The sequence below is a fragment of the Georgenia halophila genome (assembly GCF_039541595.1).
Map to the genome: position 1 here is coordinate 253,026 of NZ_BAABGN010000002.1, position 18,016 is coordinate 271,041.

General features: G+C 71.9%; 16 protein-coding genes and 1 riboswitch. Of the genes, 2 read left to right on the forward strand and 14 right to left on the reverse strand.

The genetic code is table 11. The features are described 5' to 3' along the window. Positions 1 to 9: 9 nt before the first annotated feature. The 8 genes from ABD907_RS02790 to ABD907_RS02825 form a co-directional block, all read right to left on the reverse strand. The gene (locus ABD907_RS02790; RefSeq protein ID WP_345214961.1) at positions 10 to 1,281 is read right to left on the reverse strand and encodes an ABC transporter permease; all 1,272 of its coding nucleotides are present in this window, start codon (positions 1,279 to 1,281) and stop codon (positions 10 to 12) included. Next, the gene (locus tag ABD907_RS02795) at positions 1,278 to 2,615 is read right to left on the reverse strand and encodes an ABC transporter permease (protein WP_345214962.1); all 1,338 of its coding nucleotides are present in this window, start codon (positions 2,613 to 2,615) and stop codon (positions 1,278 to 1,280) included. The genes ABD907_RS02790 and ABD907_RS02795 overlap by 4 nt, the downstream gene beginning before the upstream one ends. Continuing rightward, positions 2,612 to 4,192: an ABC transporter ATP-binding protein gene (locus ABD907_RS02800; protein WP_345214963.1), complete on the reverse strand. Its 1,581-nt coding sequence runs from the start codon at positions 4,190 to 4,192 to the stop codon at positions 2,612 to 2,614. The genes ABD907_RS02795 and ABD907_RS02800 overlap by 4 nt, the downstream gene beginning before the upstream one ends. Positions 4,193 to 4,295: 103 nt before the next feature. Beyond that, entirely contained in the window at positions 4,296 to 5,390 is a 1,095-nt protein-coding gene (locus ABD907_RS02805; RefSeq protein WP_345214964.1) for a BMP family lipoprotein, read from the reverse strand. A gap of 192 nt (positions 5,391 to 5,582) precedes the next feature. Continuing rightward, positions 5,583 to 6,839, reverse strand: a complete 1,257-nt coding sequence (locus tag ABD907_RS02810; protein WP_345214965.1) for an amidohydrolase — start codon at positions 6,837 to 6,839, stop codon at positions 5,583 to 5,585. A gap of 54 nt (positions 6,840 to 6,893) precedes the next feature. Next, a complete protein-coding gene (locus ABD907_RS02815; protein WP_345214966.1) occupies positions 6,894 to 8,003 on the reverse strand; it encodes a mannose-1-phosphate guanylyltransferase in 1,110 nt (369 codons plus the stop codon). A 117-nt stretch (positions 8,004 to 8,120) separates the two neighbouring features. Then, on the reverse strand, positions 8,121 to 9,299 hold the full coding sequence (locus tag ABD907_RS02820; RefSeq protein WP_345214967.1) for a YihY/virulence factor BrkB family protein: 1,179 nt from the start codon (positions 9,297 to 9,299) through the stop codon (positions 8,121 to 8,123). Positions 9,300 to 9,331: 32 nt separating this feature from the next. Further along, on the reverse strand, positions 9,332 to 9,913 hold the full coding sequence (locus ABD907_RS02825; protein ID WP_345214968.1) for a 2'-5' RNA ligase family protein: 582 nt from the start codon (positions 9,911 to 9,913) through the stop codon (positions 9,332 to 9,334). A 272-nt stretch (positions 9,914 to 10,185) separates the two neighbouring features. Between ABD907_RS02825 and galK the strand changes: the two genes are divergently transcribed. After that, positions 10,186 to 11,472 carry a galactokinase gene (gene galK / locus ABD907_RS02830; protein ID WP_345214969.1) on the forward strand — a complete coding sequence of 429 codons (1,287 nt, stop codon included), beginning with the start codon at positions 10,186 to 10,188 and terminating at the stop codon, positions 11,470 to 11,472. 114 nt (positions 11,473 to 11,586) lie between these two features. Here galK and ABD907_RS02835 read toward each other — a convergent pair whose 3' ends face one another. Then, positions 11,587 to 12,300, reverse strand: coding sequence for a PIG-L deacetylase family protein (locus tag ABD907_RS02835; RefSeq protein WP_345214970.1), 714 nt, complete (start codon positions 12,298 to 12,300; stop codon positions 11,587 to 11,589). 50 nt (positions 12,301 to 12,350) lie between these two features. Further along, positions 12,351 to 13,304, reverse strand: a complete 954-nt coding sequence (locus tag ABD907_RS02840) for a helix-turn-helix domain-containing protein (RefSeq protein WP_345214971.1) — start codon at positions 13,302 to 13,304, stop codon at positions 12,351 to 12,353. A 116-nt stretch (positions 13,305 to 13,420) separates the two neighbouring features. Between ABD907_RS02840 and ABD907_RS02845 the strand changes: the two genes are divergently transcribed. Next, on the forward strand, positions 13,421 to 14,137 hold the full coding sequence (locus tag ABD907_RS02845; RefSeq protein ID WP_345214972.1) for a class I SAM-dependent methyltransferase: 717 nt from the start codon (positions 13,421 to 13,423) through the stop codon (positions 14,135 to 14,137). Between the two features lie 67 nt (positions 14,138 to 14,204). Here the strand turns inward: ABD907_RS02845 and ABD907_RS02850 are convergent, their stop codons facing one another. From ABD907_RS02850 to ABD907_RS02865, 4 genes are all read right to left on the reverse strand, one after another. Continuing rightward, positions 14,205 to 15,023: an exodeoxyribonuclease III gene (locus ABD907_RS02850; RefSeq protein ID WP_345214973.1), complete on the reverse strand. Its 819-nt coding sequence runs from the start codon at positions 15,021 to 15,023 to the stop codon at positions 14,205 to 14,207. Positions 15,024 to 15,118: 95 nt separating this feature from the next. Further along, positions 15,119 to 16,000 (reverse strand): bifunctional methylenetetrahydrofolate dehydrogenase/methenyltetrahydrofolate cyclohydrolase, encoded by an 882-nt coding sequence (locus ABD907_RS02855; protein WP_345214974.1) that lies wholly within the window; start codon positions 15,998 to 16,000, stop codon positions 15,119 to 15,121. Beyond that, complete coding sequence (gene glyA / locus ABD907_RS02860) at positions 15,997 to 17,295, reverse strand: serine hydroxymethyltransferase (protein WP_345214975.1); 1,299 nt, start codon at positions 17,293 to 17,295, stop codon at positions 15,997 to 15,999. Before glyA ends, ABD907_RS02855 begins: the two co-directional genes overlap by 4 nt. 44 nt (positions 17,296 to 17,339) lie before the next feature. Continuing rightward, a riboswitch (ZMP/ZTP riboswitch) is annotated at positions 17,340 to 17,426 on the reverse strand. A gap of 55 nt (positions 17,427 to 17,481) precedes the next feature. Then, positions 17,482 to 18,006, reverse strand: coding sequence for a GNAT family N-acetyltransferase (locus ABD907_RS02865; protein ID WP_345214976.1), 525 nt, complete (start codon positions 18,004 to 18,006; stop codon positions 17,482 to 17,484). Between the last annotated feature and the right edge of the window lie 10 nt (positions 18,007 to 18,016).

The window sequence follows — 18,016 nt, forward strand, 5'->3', positions numbered from 1 at the left end:
GTTCACCTCTCACTTGATGTACGGCACGTTCTCGGCGGCGGGCGGCCGGACCCGGCCCACGAACCCCGCGACGGCGAGGATGGTCACGGCGTACGGGAGCATGAGCAGCAGGTCGGAGGAGATGCCCGCCCCGATGCCGGAGAGCATGTTGACCAGGCTCTTGGAGAAGCCGAACAGCAGCGCGGCGGCCACGGCGCCCTTCGGTCGCCAGCGGCCGAGGATCATCGCGGCGAGCGCGATGTATCCCTGGCCGGCGGACATGTTCGTCCCGAAGGCCAGGCCCGAGCCGACGGTGAAGAAGGCGCCGCCCAGTCCCGCGATCGCGCCTCCGACGATCGTGTTGACCACGCGCGTACGGCCCACGTTGATGCCGACGGTGTCGGCCGCCTTCGGGTGCTCGCCGACGGCGCGGGTGCGCAGGCCCCACCGGCTGCGAAAGACGAGGACCTGCAGCACGATCACGGCCACGTACATGACGTACACGAGCACCGTCTGTCGGAACAGCACGGGACCGATGACGGGGATGGACGCCAGCCCTGGGATGGCGATCTCCGGCATGGACTGCCGGGTGTTGAGGGCCTCGGCGTTCTCCGTCATGACGGTCGAGAACAGGAAGCTCGTCAGGCCGAGGACGAGGACGTTGAGGACGACGCCGACGATGATCTGGTCCACCCAGTACCGCACGGCGAAGAACGCGAGCAGCGCCCCGACCAGGGCCCCGGCGACGGGGGCAGCGATCATGCCGAGGTAGGCGCTGGTGGTCAGGGACCCGACGGCGGCCGCGAGGAAGGCACCGCTGAGGAGCTGCCCCTCGATGGCGATGTTGATGACGCCGGAGCGCTCGCACACCACTCCGGCGAGCGCACCGAAGACCAGCGGCACCGACAGCGCAAGCGCGCCGCCGAGCAACGTGGTCAGCGGGATGATCGTCGTGCGGCCGGCCCCGACCCAGGTCAGGAACGCCAGGACGAACGCCACGCCGAAGATCGCCGGCAGCCACCAGCCGACCGGCGCGCGGCGCACGGCTGCCCAGGTCGCCACCGCGGTCAGGACGACCATGACGACGACGAGGACGACGTTGGTCGCCATGGCGGGCAGGACGGCGTCCGGGATCTCGAAGAAGTCCCCGGCGCGGCTGATGCGGAAGATCGTCTGGCCGCTGCGGGGGAACGCGAGCAGCGCGAGCAGCGCGAGCAGCGCGTACGTCACCGGCCACCGCCACCTGACGGGCGGCAGCGTGCGCTCCTCGGCTCGGGGCTCGGGGGTCGTCACGGCACTCACGCCGTCACCTCCTTCGTGGCCGGAGCGGACCTGCTGCGGCGCGGGCGCGCGCCCGGAGCGGGCAGCCGGAAGATCGCCCGGACCAGCGGGGGTGCCGCGATGAGCAGCACGATGATCGACTGGACGACGAGGATGATGTCGATCGACGTGTCGGTGGTGGACTGCATCAGCACACCGCCGGCGCGCAACGCGCCGAACAGCAGCCCGGCGACGAAGGTCCCCAGCGGCCGGGAGCGGCCCAGCAGAGCCACCGTGATGGCGTCGAAGCCGTAGCTGGCGGCGACGCCTCGGGTCAGCACGAACTCGGTGCCGAGGACCTGCGCCGACCCGGCCAGACCGCAGAGTGCGCCCGAGACCACCATCGTCAGCACCACGACGCGTTCCACCGAGATGCCGGCGTTGCGCGCGGCGTGGGGGTTGGCGCCCGCGGCCCGTATCTCGAAGCCGATGGTGGACCGGTCGAGCAGCCACCACACACACGCGGTGGCGACGATCGCGACGAGGAAACCGGCGTGCAGCCGGAACGATTCGCCCAGGAGCAGCGGGTAGGCGGCGGTCGCGGTGCTGATCTCCGGCGAGATCGGGTTCGGCGAGCCGGGAACCTGGAAGGCCTCGGTGCTGAGGAGGTACGCGATCAGGTAGAGACCGATGTTGTTGAGCATGATCGTGACGATCACCTCGTTGGCGCCGGTCTTGGCCTTCAGGAGTCCTGCGATCCCCGCCCAGATCGCTCCGCCGAGCGCCGCCCCGATCACGGCGAGCACGACGTGCAGCACGACGGGGAGGTCGTAGGTGAAGCCGATGAACCCGCCGAAGATGGCGCCGAGGATGATCTGACCCTGACCACCGATGTTGAGCAGTCCGGCGCGGAAACCGACAGCCAGGCCGAGACCCGCGAGGATCAGCGGGGTCGCGAACGTCAACGACTCGGTGATGGGGCGGATCGCTCGCGTGGTGGTGTCCGACTCGAAGTCGTAGATCGCCCCGCGGAACAGGGCTTCGTAGGCGTTGTAGACGGCGTTCCACACGGCCTCGAAGGTGTCCGAGGGTCGGTCGAACAGGTACACCGCGCTGTCTTGGACGTCGGTGTCGGCCAGCGCGATGAGGACGGCGCCGGCGAGCAGCGCCAGCACGATCGCCAGCACGGAGACGATCCAGGAGCCGGAGAGCAGCTCGCGCACGAGCTGGCCGGAGCGGCCCTCGACCGGCCCGTCGGTGCGGCTTCCGCCCGGCTCACGATCCGGATCGCGCGCGGCGTCCGCCTGCGCGGCCTGGTCCGCCTCCGCGCCTGGGTCGCCCGGATGCTGGGCGGGTCGGGTGTTCTCGTCGCTCACGGGACGTCCTCGTGGTCTGCGGCCGCGTCTGCCTCGCCGAGGGTGGTGTGGTGGGCGGTGGCCTGGGCCTGCGCGTCCTCGAGCGGGACGCCGGCCATCATCAGGCCGAGCACGTCGCGGTTCGTGTCGCCGTCGACGATGCCGACCACCCGACCGCGGTACATCACGGCGACCCGGTCGGCCAGGGCGTGCACCTCGTCGAGCTCGGTGGAGACGATGAGGACCGGGGTGCCCTTGTCGCGCTCCTCGACGATGCGCCTGTGCAGGAACTCGATGGAGCCGACGTCGACGCCGCGAGTGGGCTGCGAGGCGACGAACGCGCGCAGCGGCCGCGACATCTCCCGCGCCATGACGACCTTCTGCTGGTTGCCGCCGGAGAGGGTGGAGACCGGGTCGGACACCGAGGTGAGCCGGATGTCGAACTCGGCCACTCGCTGCTCCGCGCCCTCCAGCACGGCGGTCGGGTTCATCGCCACGCCGGACGCGAAGGGCGGCTGGTCGTACTGGTCCAGGACGAGGTTCTCGGCGACCGAGAAGGAGTCGATGATGCCGTCCGTGCTGCGGTCCTCCGGGACGAAGCCCAGGCCGGCCCGCAGGCGCTGTTTGACGGAGCGGCCGACGAGCTCCTGACCGTCCAGGGTGATGGATCCGCTCACCGGTTCCGTGAGCCCGACGATCGTCTCGGTCAGCTCAGTCTGCCCGTTGCCCTGCACACCGGCGACGGCCATGACCTCGCCGCTGCGCACGCCCAGGTCCACGTGGTCGACGACGACGTTGCCGGCCGGGTCGAGCACGGTCAGGTCGGAGAGGACGAAGGCCTCCTCGCCGCGGCCGGTCGAGGCCTTGTCGACGGAGAGCTCGACGGACCGGCCGACCATCATGGAGGCGAGCTCGCTCTCGGAAGTCCCCGGCCCGGCCTCCCCCACGACCTTGCCGCGGCGGATGACGGTGACGCGGTCCGCGATGGCTCGGACCTCGCGGAGCTTGTGGGTGATGAAGACGATCGACGTGCCGGCCGCCTTGAGCTCACGCATGATCCCGATGAGCTCGTCGGTCTCCTGCGGGGTCAGCACCGCCGTCGGCTCGTCGAGGATGAGCACCTGCGCGTCCCGCGAGAGCGCCTTGATGATCTCGACCCGCTGCTGCGCCCCGACGGGCAGATCCTCGACCACCGCGTCCGGGTCGATGTCGAAGCCGAACCGGTCGGAGATCTCGCGCACGCGCCGGCGCGCCGCGTCGAGGTCGAGGAACCCCGCGCCCCGGGTGGGCTCGTAACCGAGGGCGAGGGACTCGGCGACCGTGAAGACCGGGACGAGCATGAAGTGCTGGTGGACCATGCCGATGCCCGCGGTCACGGCGTCGCCCGGTCCCGAGATGGTCACGGGCTCGTCGTCGAGGAGGATCTCGCCGTCGTCGGGCTCGTAGAGCCCGAAGAGTACGTTCATCAGGGTGCTCTTGCCGGCGCCGTTCTCGCCGAGCAGGGCATGGATCTCGCCGGGCTCGACGACGAGGTCGATGTGGTCGTTCGCGACCAGGGACCCGAAGACTTTCGTGATCCCCCGCAGTTCCAGCTTCACGTCGATGCGCTCCTCGTCAGCGTGCCCGCGTCCGGGCCCTCACGGTACCTGCGCACGCGCGCGGCCCGGCCGGTGGCCGGGCCGCCGCGTCGTCAGGAGAGGGTCACGGAGCGTTCGGCGTCTGAACCTCGAGGTCGCCGGAGATGATCTGCTCACGCAGGTCGGCGACGGTGTCCTTGACCTCCTGCGGCACCGCGTCCTCGAACTCGTGGAACGGAGCCAGGCCCACGCCCTCGTTCTCGAGCGTGCCGACGTACGGCTCGGCGCTGAAGCTGCCCTCGACCGCCTGCGAGATGGTGTCCTGCACGGCCTGGTCGATCTCCTTCATCACCGAGGTCAGGACGATGTCGCCGTACTCGGTCGACTCGTGCCAGTCGGAGTCGACGCCGATGATCATCACGTCACCGGCCTCCGCGGCGGCCGCGGCGGCGCCGAGGCCGACCGGGCCGGCGACCGGCATGATGATGTCGGCGCCCTGGGCGATGAACTGCTGCGCCTGCTGCTGGCCGTTCGCCCGGTTCTCGAAGTCACCGGTGAAGGCGCCCTCCTGCGCCTCCTTGTCCCAACCGAGGAGCTGGACGTCGGCGTCGTTCTCCTCGTTGAAGTGGGCGACGCCGTCGGCGAAGCCGTCCATGAAGATGGACACCGACGGGATCTGCAGACCGCCGAAGGTGGCCACCGTGCCGGTCTCGGTGGTGCCGGCGGCGACGTAGCCGGCGAGGAAGGCGGCCTCGGCCGTGTTGAAGAGGATCGGCTTGGCATTCTCCAGCTCGATCGGCTCCTGGCCCTCGCTGAAGGTCTGGTCGACGAGACCGAACTTCAGGTCGGGGTTGTCCTCGGCGGCCGACTGGATGGCGTTCTCGAGCGGGAACCCGACCCCGATCGTGAGGTTGCAGCCCTGCTGGACCATGGAGTCGACGTTCGGACCGTACTCGGACTCGGACTGCGACTCGGCGGTCGCCTGCTCGATCCCGAGCTCCTCGACGGCGGCCTGGAGGCCTTCGTACGCCGACTGGTTGAAGGACCGGTCGTCCCAGCCGCCCGCGTCGGAGACGAGGCACGCGGTGAAGTCGGAGGCGCCGCCGGCGGTGGTCTCCCCGCCTCCACCGGTCTGCTCTTCCTCGGGTGCGGCGCCGCAGGCCGTGAGCGCGAGGGCCGCTGAGGTCGCCAGCGCCGTCGCAAAGATGCTCTTCTTCACGAATGTGTCTCCTGGAGGTTGGGGCCGAAGCCGAGGTGGTTCTCACCCGACGGGAGTCGGCATGACGTTGCGACAGTATGCCGTCGGAGCGGCCGCGGGAACCCTCCGGTGAGGAGGAGCGGGTCAAAGCGTTACCGAACTGTTTCCGCAGCGCACCGCGTGAGCGGCCGGTGGTCGGGTCGAGCCCGGGCCTCAGCCCGGCGACGCCGACGCCGACGCGAGGCTGTCCGTCTCGCCGTCCGCGGCGAGCAGGGCGGTGCGGGCGAGCAGGCGCGCACCGATGCCGATGGCGGCCTCGTCGAAGATGATGTCTCCGCGATGCAGGTCGAAGGCCGGGCCGCCCGGCGTTCGTGTCCCCAGCCGCACGAGCGCCCCGGGGACGCGGGTGAGGTACCAGGCGAAGTCCTCCCCGCCGAGTGACTGCTCGGTGAGCTCGACGGCGTCCGGACCGATGACGTCCTTGGCCGCGGCGTCCACCACCCGCACGGCCCGCTCGTCATTGACCACCGGGGGGATGCCGCGCACGTAGTCCACGTCGGTCTCGACGCCGTACGGCGCGACGACGTGCTCGATGGCGTCCTCCATGATCCTGCCGAGCCGCCGCCACTCCCGGGCGTCGAGGCACCGGATGGTGCCGGTGATGGTGCCGGACGTCGGGATGGCGTTCGCGGCGCGGCCCGCGCTGACGGCCCCCCAGGTGAGGTTGGCGCCGGAGCGGGGGTCCGTGCGGCGCCCGAGGATCGCCGGCAGGGTGGTCGCGAGCTGACCGAGGGCGTAGACGACGTCGCCCGTCAGGTGCGGGCGGGAGGTGTGACCGCCCTCGGAGGTCACCTTGACGGTGAGCGTGTCCGACGCCGCCGTGATCGGCCCGATCCGCGAGCCGACGTGCCCGACCGTGACCTTCGGGTCGCAGTGCAGCGCGAAGATCTGGTCGACGCCGTCGAGCACGCCCTGGTCGATGGCGGCGCTGGAGCCGCCCGGCTGGACCTCCTCGGCGGGCTGGAAGACGCAGCGCACACCGATGGGTAGCAGTCCGGCGTCGTCGAGCTCCTTCAGGGCGAGGGCGGCGCCGACAAGCGCCGTGGTGTGGACGTCGTGGCCGCAGGCGTGGCAGTACCCGTCCCGCTCCGAGGCGAACGGCAGCCCGGAGGTCTCGTGCAGTGGCAGCGCGTCCAGGTCGGCACGCAGGCCGACCCGCCGGTGCCCCTTGGTACGCCGGTCGGGGCCGATGTTGACCACCAGGCCGGTGAGACCCAGCGGGCGCGGGTCGAGCCCGGCGTCACGAAGGACCTGCAGCACGTACGCCGTGGTGTCGTGCTCGCTCCACGCCGGCTCCGGGTGGGCGTGGATGTGCCTGCGGATCTCGATGAGCCGTGGCTCGAGGTTCGCGACGATGTCGTTGACACGCCGGGCGGCGATGGAGTTGGTCGGAGCAGGAACGGCACGCACACCGCCGACCTTAACCGTTTCCCCGAGGAGTGCCGGATGACGGACGGCGCGTGGTCAGCGCAGGTGGTCCCGGGACGGGCCGAGCGACCCGACGACGTTCTTGACCCGCTGCGCATGCTCCCGCGTCGTGACCAGCAGTGCGTCCGGCGTGTCCACGACGACGACGTCCGGCACTCCCAGCAGCGTCACCGTGCGGCCGGTGCCCGGCACGACCAACGCACCGGCCGCGTCCGTGGCCAGCACGTCGCCGTCGCCGAGGACGCGGACTCCGGACTGGTCCTCCTGCAGGAGACCGGCCAGGTTCTCGAAGTCTCCGACGTCGTCCCAACCCATCGCGGCCGGGACGACGGCGACGCCGCCCTGGGCAGCCACCGGCTCGGCGATGGCGTGGTCGATGGCGACCTTCTCCAGGGTCGGCCAGACCCGGGCGAGGACCTCGTCGCGGGCCGGGCCGTCCCAGGCGTCCGCGATCTCGGCGATTCCGGACGCCAGCTCTGGCCGCTGGGCGCAGAGATGGTCGAGGAGGACGTCCGCCCGGACGACGAACATGCCCGCGTTCCACCGGTACTGACCGGTCGCCAGGTAGGCCGCAGCCGTGTCGGCGTCGGGCTTCTCGGTGAAACCGAGGACGTGGCGTGCGCTGTCCGCGACGGCACCGTCCACCTCGACCGGATCGCCGGCGCGGACGTACCCGAAGGCGGTCGACGGGTGGTCGGCCTCGATCCCGATCGTCACGACGTATCCCGCCCGGGCCACCGCCACCGCCTCCCGCACCGCCGCCTCGAACGCGTCCTGGTCGGTGATGACGTGGTCGGCCGCGAAGGAGCCGACGACGACGTCACCGTGACGGCGGCGCGCCACCGCCGCCGCGAGCGCGATCGCGGCCATCGAGTCCCGCGGGCTCGGCTCGGCGAACAGGTTCTCCTCGCCGAGGTTCCCCAGCTGCTCGAGCACCGCGGGTGCGTGGGCGGAACCCGTCACGACGGCGATCCCACCGGCCGACGCCACCGGCGCCAGCCGGTCGAACGTCTGCTGCAGCAGTGTCCGGCCGGAGCCGGTGAGGTCCAGCAGGAACTTCGGCGCGCCGCGCCGCGAGAGCGGCCACAACCGCGTACCGGCGCCGCCGGCGGGGACGATCGCGTGCAGGGGCTCGGCGTGCGGCATGGGCACAGCCTAGGCGGGGGGTGGTGCCGGCATCCGTGGTTCGCGAGGTGACCAGGTCCCGTCGATCGCGACCCTTCCTCGCGAAGGCATGGCGACGCCCGACACGGTCCGGCAGGGTCAGCGCCGGTCGCCGTGGGAGGTGCTGCGGGGGAGCACGGCGTCGGCCTTCCGCGCCTTGGTGAGCCGACGCTCGAGCCGGGCGATCCGGCGTCGTCGCAGGCGCGCGGCGAGGCCTGGGCGCGGTTCGGACACGGGCTCCGGCTCCGGCTCGGGCCGGGCGTTGGCGGGCTCGATCACTCCGGTGAGGGGCTGGTGATCCCACTCGCGGGTCCTCGGGACCGACTCGGTGACGTAGTTCGGTCTCTCGTCGAGGTGGACGTCCTCGGCGCTCTCCGGCCGCACGGGCGCCGGCGGGTTGGCGGTGAACGCCGCGACGACGAGCACGATCCGGGCGGCGACATTGACCCAGAGCATCAGGGCGACCAGTGCGGCGAACGGGGCGAGCAGCGGGTCGTCCACCGTCCCGAGGAGCGTGGTACCGAGGAGGCGGAGGCCGCCGACGGCGACGGCACCGAGCAGGGTGCCGGTCAGGAGGTCACGCCGGGGCGGGCGGACGCCGGCCGTGTACCGGAACAGCATGATGAACACGCCCCAGTCGACGACGAGCGCCATCCCCAGGCCGGCGATCCGCACGGTCAAGCTCGTCACGGCCCCGTCGAGACCGACCAGGCCGAGGACCGTCTCCGCGAGCGTGCTCGCCAGCGCACCGAGCACCGACGAGAGCAGGATGCCGACGGCGAGCACGACGAAGCCGAGCAGGTCACGGACCTTGGAGATGCCGATGTTCTCCGGCGGGGCGACGATGCCGAACATCGCGCGGATGGAGCTGCGGAGCGCCGACATGACCCTGAGGGACGTCCAGACCAGCACGATGAGGGCGACGATGCTCGCCGGCGTGATCGCGGTGTCCAGGACCAGCGTGTCGGGGCTGATCATCCCGTTCTCGTCGTCGGCGGTCTCCTTGAGCAGGCCCGGCAGCGCATCGTCGATCGCCTCGAGCACCGTGGAGCGCAGTCCCGCGTTTCCTCCGAGGACGGCCATGAACGCGGTCCAGGAGATCGTCAGGGCAGCCGAGATCGAGAACAGCGCCGCGTAGGCGATGCCGCCGGCCAGCAGGTTGCCTCGGGCGATGGTGTAGCGGTCGAGCGACCGGCCCGGGCGGGTCCGGCGCAGCCGGTCGAACGCGGCCTTCAGCCGAGCGAACCGCCCCTGCTCCTTCTCGTCGGCGGGCGGCATGGTGCTGAGACTAGTGGCGCGGCGCTACGGGTCTATGACGGGACCGCCGACGGCGCGGTCCCCGCATCGGCACCGTGTGCAGCGAGGACGAACCTTGCCACGGTGCGCCAGACGCCGTCGTCCCCGTGCTCGTACAGGCGCATGCTGCCCTGGGCATAGGTGGCCTCGAAGTCGGAGACCAGGGAAGCGGCCCGGTCGAGCACGTGGTCGTCCAGGTCGTGCGCGACGGTGACGTGCGGGTGGTACGGGAAGCGCAGCTCCTGGGCGAGCAGACCCTGACGCACCGCCACCTGCAGCGCTGCGCACTCCGCCGCCCCGCGCACGACGTTCACGAAGACCACCGGGCTGACCGGACGGAAGGTCCCGGCGCCGCTGAGCCGCACGACGAAGGGCACGGCATCCGCGGCCACCGCGGCCAGGTGGTCGGTCACCTCGGGCATCCCGTGCTTGTCGACGACGGTCGGTCCGAGCAGCGTCACATGCGGCGGGACGGCGTGCGCCATGGGGTCGCCGACCCGCGAGCGAACGGACTGGAGCACGCTGGAGTAGGGCGGCGGAATCTGCAGCGCCACGCCGATACGGACCTGGCCTGGCCGGCGTTCCGGCAGGTGCACGGTCTACCTCCCCCTGCGACTCGAGCGGTCGGAGCGACCGAGGAGGCCGGGCCGGCGGGTCGGACCGTGCCGCTGCACGGACCCACATCGTGGCAGCAATGCCGTGGCCGACGCACCCCGGGCGGAAACGGCGGCGGCCTTCTGCCATCATCGAACCCATGCCGGGCACCACGCCCGAGAAGCATGCCGGGCACCACGCCCGAGAAGATCGCCGAGCGGTGGCGCGAGGTCATGGCCGACGATGTTGTCGAACCTGCTGAGGAGTCCGCCCGATGAGCGAGAGTGCCGAGACCGCGATGCTTCCGGCGTGGGATGCGGTCGAGGGGGCCGAGCGTGCCCGCGAGCTGTTCGCGACGACGTTCGGCGGCGAGGCCGAGGGCGTCTGGTCCGCGCCGGGCCGGGTCAACATCGTCGGGGAGCACACCGACTACAACGGCGGCCTGGCACTGCCGATCGCGCTCCCGCACCGCACCTACGTGGCCGTCGCCCGCCGCTCCGACCGGCGCCTGCGGCTGGTCAGCTCGGCGGCCGATGGCGTGGCCGAGGTCGACCTGGACGCCGTCGGGCCCGTGGGTACCGCGGGCGAGGTGACGGGCTGGCCGTCCTACGTCGCCGGCGTCGCCTGGGCGCTGGAGCAGGAAGGGCTCGCGTCCGGCCTGCCGGGGCTGGATGTCGCCGTCGTCTCCTGCGTGCCGACCGGCTCCGGCCTGAGCTCCTCCGCGGCGCTGAGCTGCTCGGTGGCGGTGGCCTGGGACGAGCTGGCCGGGCTGGGGCTCGCCGGGCCGGCGGACGACCCGTCCGACGCCGGACGAGCCGACCTGGTGACGGCGTGCGTGCGCGCGGAGAACGAGATCGCCGGCGCACCGACCGGCGGGATGGACCAGGCGGCAGCTCTTCGCGCTCGGGAGGGCGACGCCCTGCTGCTGGACTGCCGGGACGGGTCGGTCGAGCACGTGCCGCTCGACCTGGCCGAGGCCGCGCTGGAGCTGCTGGTGGTGGACACCCGTGCCGAGCACTCGCACGCCGGCGGCGAGTACGGGCAGCGGCGCGCGACCTGCGAGGCGGCCGCGAAGGTGCTCGGTGTGCCGGACCTGCGCACGGTGGCCGAGGCACACGTGCACAGCCAGGACACGCTCGACCACGTGCTGCCGCGGCTGGCCGACGACGAGCAGCGCAAGCGCGTGCGCCACGTCGTCACGGAGATCGATCGTGTCGAGTACGTCGTCGCCCGGCTCCGGGACTCGTCGAGGGCCCCGCTCCACGGGGCGACGCTGGAGAACATCGCATGGGCCCTGGACGCGTCGCACAACTCCCTGCGCGACGACTACGAGGTCTCCTGCCGCGAGCTGGACCTGGCCGTGGATGCCGCCCGGGGTTCCTGGGCGCACGCCGCCCGGATGACCGGCGGCGGCTTCGGCGGCTCGGCGATCGCGCTCGTGGACACGCGTCACCTGGACGAGGTGACGGCCGCCGTCGCCAAGGCCTTCGCCGACGCGGACCTCAGGGCGCCGGCCTTCCTGCGGGCCGTCGCGGCGGCTCCCGCCGGCCGCACCGCCTGAGGCGCAGCCAGCCTCTCGCGAGACGTCGCTCCCTCGCCGAGATGCCACGACCCCGCCGCCGAGCTGTCATGCGCCGAGACGTCACTCCCCGGCCGAGTGGTCATCGGTGTGTGCTCAGCCGCGGAAGGTGAAGAGCTCGAACCCGACTGCTCGCTCGGCGTCGAAGCCCGGCTTCGGCTCCGTCACCCTGCCGATCTGGCGGGCCGCCTGCTCCTCCACCGGGGTCGCCGGGTCCAGCACCTCGAGGTAGCGCTGGTGAGCGGTCAGCGAGGCGACCGCTCGGTCGACGGCTGCCGTGACGTCGACGGCATGCGTCGGTGTCGGGGTCGCCACCGCGGCCCACCGGGCGTTCCAGAGGTCGAGGTGGACCAGCTCAGGGAAGATCCATTCGTTCCCCGCGTCGGCGACCGCGTCGAGGGTCGCCCGGCCCAGGGCGCGGTGGTCCGCGCTGTTCAACATGCCCGGACCCCACGTCTCGCCGTAGTGCCCGGTGACCACCAGCTCGGGCCGGTGGCGACGGATGGCGGCCGCGAGGTCGCGACGCAGCTCGGGTCCCTCGATGAGGCGGCCGTCGGGGTGCCCGAGGAACTCCACCTCGCTCACGCCGACGATCGACGCCGACGCTCTTTCCTCGTCCTCGCGCAGCGGGGCGGACTCGGTCGGCGGCAGGCCCGCGATCCCGGCCTCACCGCTGGTCGCCAGCACGTAGCGGACGTCCTTGCCCTGATCCGTCCATGTCGCGACCGCGGCCGCGATCCCGTACTCGATGTCGTCGGGGTGCGCCGCGATGACGAGCGCACGCTCCCAGTCCTGAGGCAGCTGCTCCACGCCGTCGAGATTACTGCGGCATCGCGGTGCACGACAGGGACTGGTCGAGCTCATCCGCCGCTTCGAGGCACAACCTGCCCGGACCGCGTGGACCGTCGCCAGCGCTCCGGCGTCACACCGTGCCACTCCCGGAACCGCCGACCCAGGTAGGCGGCGTCCCGCAGGCCGGTCCGGGACGCGATCGCCGCGAGGGTCAGGTCGGTCTCCGCGAGCAGGCGGCGCGCCTCCACCATGCGGCGCTCGGTGATCCAGTCGAGCAGGGTGCGGCCCGTGCGTTCCCGGACCACGGTGGTCAGGTGGCCGGTCGTGTACCCGAGGGACGCCGCGACGTCGCCGGCCGACACCGGCTCCGTGAACACCGCCTCGATCTCGTCGAAGACCCGGGTCACCAGCTGGTCGGGGACGGACCCGGCCGGCGGCGCCAACCGGGAGGCGGCGACCAGGATCCGGGTCAGGAGCGCGGCGACGGCGTCGCGCGCACCGAGCCGGCTCGGGTCGCTCACCTCCTCGGCGAGCTCGGCGAACCAGGACGACCAGCGCTGCCGGTCGGCCTCGGGGACGAGCGCACGACCGCCGTCGGCCACGAAGATCGACAGGAGCGGGTGCAGCGACCAGGCGAGCGGCGACACGGAGGCGAGCGACGGGACGGCGTCCGGGGTGAAGAAGACCGACCAGCCGTGGCTGTGCGTGATGCGCGAGATGGCGCTCACGCCCATCACCTGACCGGGCGGGACGGCGATGACGGTCCCGTCCCGCAGCTCCCACTCCTCGCCGCCGATCGAGACCGTGCCGCTTCCCTCCTCGACGTAGACGAGGACGAGGAAGTCGTGCGCGTGGCGGTGGTCGGACGGCAGGTCGGACGTGTCGTGATCGACGTGGACCACAGACACCGGTGCCACGCCGGGACGTGCGTCGTAGCGGAAGACCGGGGTGCCGTCCGAGCGCACCGTGCGCAGGCGACCGACCGGTCCGGCGGACGTACCGCCCGAAGATCGTCCGGTCATGTCCGACATCCGTCCTGTCCCGGCGAGGCTCGGCGAGCGAGGCTGTGCAGCAAGACAGCCGGTCTACCACGTTCCGGCACGGCACAGGCACGAGCGATGGGTAGCAGACAGAGACGATGAAGATGACCAGCACGGCGAACGTTCGGATTCTTGACCAGCGCAGCCCACAGGAGCGTGAGCGAACATTCCTGCCCGGCACGGGCAAGGAATGGCTGCTCCCGTTCTACGACGCGTTCAGCCGGTTCGCCGGCATCCGGGCGCTCCACCGGCGGGCCGTCACCCGGGCGGGTATCACCGCCGGCCAGGTCGTCCTCGACGTCGGCTGCGGCACGGGCAATCTGGCGCTCGCCGTGCTCGATGCGGTGCCGGGCGCCAGAGTGACCGGCCTCGACCCCGACGGCCGCGCCTTGCGCCGGGCCGCACGCAAGGCCGTGCGGCGCGGCGTCCCGCTGACCCTCGTGCAGGGGTACGCGGACCGGCTGCCCGGGGCGCAGGCCTCGTTCGACCACGTGATCTCGTCGCTGGCCATGCACCACGTGGACGACGACGGCCGGACGGGTTTCGCCCGAGACGTCGCCCGGGTGCTGCGGCCTGGTGGAATGGTCACGATCCTCGACTTCGGTGGCCCCGGCGACGGCGCAGGTCACGGCCACGGCCACGCGCACCGGCACGGCCTGCGCCGCCGCCGGACCGGGAGCCCGCACGTCTCGCGGAACGTCGACGGCTCCCTGGCGGAGCTGCTGGACGCGGCCGGGCTGCGCGACGCCCGCGAGACCGAGCACCTCGACCACCGCTCCGGTCCCGTCACCATCGTGCAGGCGAGACGCGCCTGAGACCCGCCGGGCGCCCGGTCGCTCGCCGCCGCGCCCGGCGAATTCGCGTCCGCATCCGCCGCGGGGCTCAGATCTGGTAGTCGACCACCACGGGCGCGTGGTCGGAGAACCGCTGGTCGTACGCCGGGGCACGGTCCACCACTGCGGATGTCGCGCGCGCGGCCAGCTCCGGCGTCGCCAGCTGGTAGTCGATACGCCAGCCGGCGTCGTTGTCGAAGGCCTTGCCGCGCCAGGACCACCACGTGAACGGACCCGGCCCGTCACCACCGAGGCGCCGGCCGACGTCGACCCAGCCGAGGTCGTCGAACCACCGGTCGAGGTAGGCGATCTCGCCGTCGAGCGCACCGGAGTTCTTGTTGTAGTTGCCCTTCCAGTTCTTGATGTCGGGCTCGCGGTGGGCGACGTTGACGTCGCCGCCGACGATGACGTCCCGCTCCCCCGCCGCCGCCTGCCGCGCGAGCTCCGAGAGCCGCGCGGTGACCTTCTCGAGGTGCGCGTACTTCAGGTCCATCTTCTCGGTGCCCGCCGTGCCGGAGTGCAGGTAGACCGAGACCGCCGTCAGCGGACGGTCCGAGCCGGGAGCGTCCAGGTCCATCTCGACCCAGCGGCCCGTGTCCACGGCGGCCTCCGGGACCCCGTTGCCGAGGCCCACCCGGACCGCCCGGGCGGGCAGGCGACTGGCCACCGCGACCCCGGCACGCCCCTTGAAATCGCTGGCGTGGTGCGCCGTCGTCCACTCGTGGCCGAGGTGGTTCTCGAGGATCTCGTCGGTCGCGCGAACCTCCTGCAGGAGCAGGACCTCGGGTCGGCGATCGTCGAGCCAGCTACCCATCCCGCGCTTGTAGGCAGCGCGGATGCCGTTGACGTTGACGGAGGCGATTCGCATGCCTCAATCGTGACCGATACGGCAGGCGCGTCGGCCCCCGGTCCGACGATTTCCGGGCATGAGTGCCGATTGTCACGCCGCCCGACCGTCGCGGGTCAGCCGGCCTGGCGCTCCGCAGAGTCGACGACGTTGGCCAGCAGCATCGCGCGGGTCATCGGCCCGACGCCGCCGGGGTTCGGCGACAGCCACGACGCGACCTCCGCAGCGCCGTCGGCCACGTCCCCGCGCAGCCTGGCCTTGCCGGTCTCGGGGTCCTCGACGCGCGAGACGCCCACGTCGAGGACGACGGCGCCGGCCTTGACCATGTCGGGCGTGACGATTCCCGGGCTGCCCGCCGCGGCGACGATCACGTCGGCGTTGCGCACGTGCGAGGCCAGGTCGCGGGTGCCGGTGTGGGTCAACGTCACCGTCGCGTTGATGGTCTTGCGGGTGAGGAGCAGCCCGATGGAGCGGCCCACCGTGGTGCCCCGCCCGACGACGCACACGTCCTTGCCTGCCAGGTCGATGCCGTACCGGTCGAGCAGCTCGAGCACGGCGCGTGGCGTGCACGGCAGCGGGGAGGTGATCTCCTCCGCGACCCGCAGGACGAGGCGACCGAGGTTGGTCGGGTGAAGACCGTCGGCGTCCTTGCCCGGGTCGATGAGCTCGAGCACGCGGTTGGCGTCGACGCCCTTCGGCAGGGGCAGCTGCACGATGTATCCGGTGCACGCCGGGTCCGCGTTCAGGCGCGCGACGGCGGCCTCGACGTCGGCCTGGCTGGCGTCCGCCGGCAGGTCCTCGCGGATGGAGGAGATGCCGACCTCGGCGCAGTCGCGGTGCTTGCCGCCCACGTAGGCCTTCGAGCCCGGGTCGTCACCGACGAGCACGGTGCCCAGGCCGGGCGTGATGCCCCTCTCCCGGAGCGCGGTGACCCGCTCGGTGAGTTCCGCCTTGATCGTTGCCGCTGTCGCCTTGCCGTCGAGAGTCTGTGCCGTCACTGGTCCAGTCCTGGGTAGAGGGGGAAGTTGTCGGTCAGGGCCCGGACCCGGGCACGCATGCCGAGGACGTCCGTGGCCGAGCCGTCGCGAAGGGTGGTGGCGATGATGTCAGCCACCTCCGAGAACTCTGCCGCGCCGAAGCCGCGGGTGGCCAGCGCGGGTGTGCCGATGCGCAGGCCGGAGGTCACTCGCGGCGGCCGCGGGTCGTTCGGCACGGCGTTGCGGTTGACGGTGATGCCGGCGTCGTGGAGGAGGTCCTCGGCCTGGCGGCCGTCGAGCGCGGAGTCCCGCAGGTCGACGAGGACCAGGTGGACGTCGGTGCCACCGGTGAGGACCGAGACGCCCGCGCCGCGCACGTCGGGCGCGGTCAGCCGCTCGGCGAGGATCCGGGCGCCCTCGAGCGTGCGCTCCTGCCGCTCGGCGAACTCCTCGCCGGCGGCCAGCTTGAAGGCCACGGCCTTGGCGGCCACCGCGTGCATGAGCGGTCCGCCCTGCTGCCCGGGGAAGACGGCGGAGTCGAGCCGCTTGGCCCACCGTTCCTTGTCCTGGGCCAGGAGCACACCGGAGCGAGGCCCCCCGAGGGTCTTGTGGACGGTGGAGGACACGACGTCGGAGACGGCCACCGGGTTCGGGTGGAGGCCCGCCGCGACCAGCCCGGCGAAGTGCGCCATGTCGGTCCACAGGTAGGCGCCGACCTCGTCGGCGACCTCCCGGAACGCCCCGAAGTCGAGCTGGCGCGGGTAGGCGGACCACCCGGCGATGATGACCTTCGGGCGGGTCTCGAGCGCCGCCTGGCGGACGAGGTCCATGTCGACGCGGTGGGTGTCGGGATCCACGCCGTAGGCGGAGACGTCGTACAGCTTGCCGGAGAAGTTGAGCTTCATCCCGTGGGTGAGGTGCCCGCCGTGCGCGAGCGACATGCCGAGGACGGGGTCACCGGGCTCGGCGAGCGCGTGCAGCACGGCGGCGTTGGCCTGTGCTCCGGAGTGCGGCTGGACGTTGGCGTACTCGGCGCCGAAGAGGGCGGAGGCGCGGGAGATGGCGAGGTTCTCGGCGATGTCGACCTGCTCGCAGCCGCCGTAGTAGCGCCGGCCTGGATAGCCCTCGGCGTACTTGTTGGTCAGGACGGAGCCCTGGGCCTCGAGAACCGCGCGCGGCACGAAGTTCTCGCTGGCGATCATCTCGAGGGTGCCGCGCTGGCGGTCCAGCTCGCCGCCGAGGACGGCCGCGATCTCGGGGTCCAGCTCGGCGAGCGACTGGTCTGCCACGGGAGTCCTTGTCGTGGTTTGGCTCATACTTCCCTCCGAAGGTCACACGTGCGCGTGGTATTCCACTGGTGACCCTCGGCCCAGGCGTACGACCTCAGGGGTGCTGCTCGTGTCGCTCCCCGGTGGTGATCCACCCGGCGCCAGTCACGACACGTCCAATGTACACACCCGACGGCGGAGCTCGTCCACCCCGGCACCCCGTCCCGCGAGATGTCAGGCGGTCGCGTCGTCCATCGAGCCGAGCACCTCGTCGGCGTCGGGGTCGTCCTCGCCCAGGATGCGACGCAGGTACGCGTAGGTCAGGTCACCGGTGTGCTGGTCGAACTGGTGCTCGTAACCCGCCTTGTTGTACATCGCGAGGTTGTGCTTGGAGTCCTGCCCGGTGAAGACCCAGACCTCCTTGGTCTGCTCGGGCAGGTACGTCAGCACGGCCATGAGCAGCTTGGTGCCGATGCCCCGGCCCTGCAGGTCCGGCACGACCGCGAGCCGCCCCAGCGTGGCCTTCTCCGCCTCCAGCTCGACGCGTATCGAGCCCACGAGACGGTGCCCGAGCCATGCGCCGAGCGTGACGACGTCGGCCCGCTCGATGTCGGCCACCAGCTCGGTGAGCGTCTGCGTCAGCGCCGGCAGGTTCGGGTCGCCGTACAGCTGCGCCTCCGTCACGAAGGCCGCCCGCCGCACGGTGAGCAGCTCACCGGCCCCGTCGGCGGTGATGAGGTCGATCCTGACGTCGTCCATGGGCACAGTT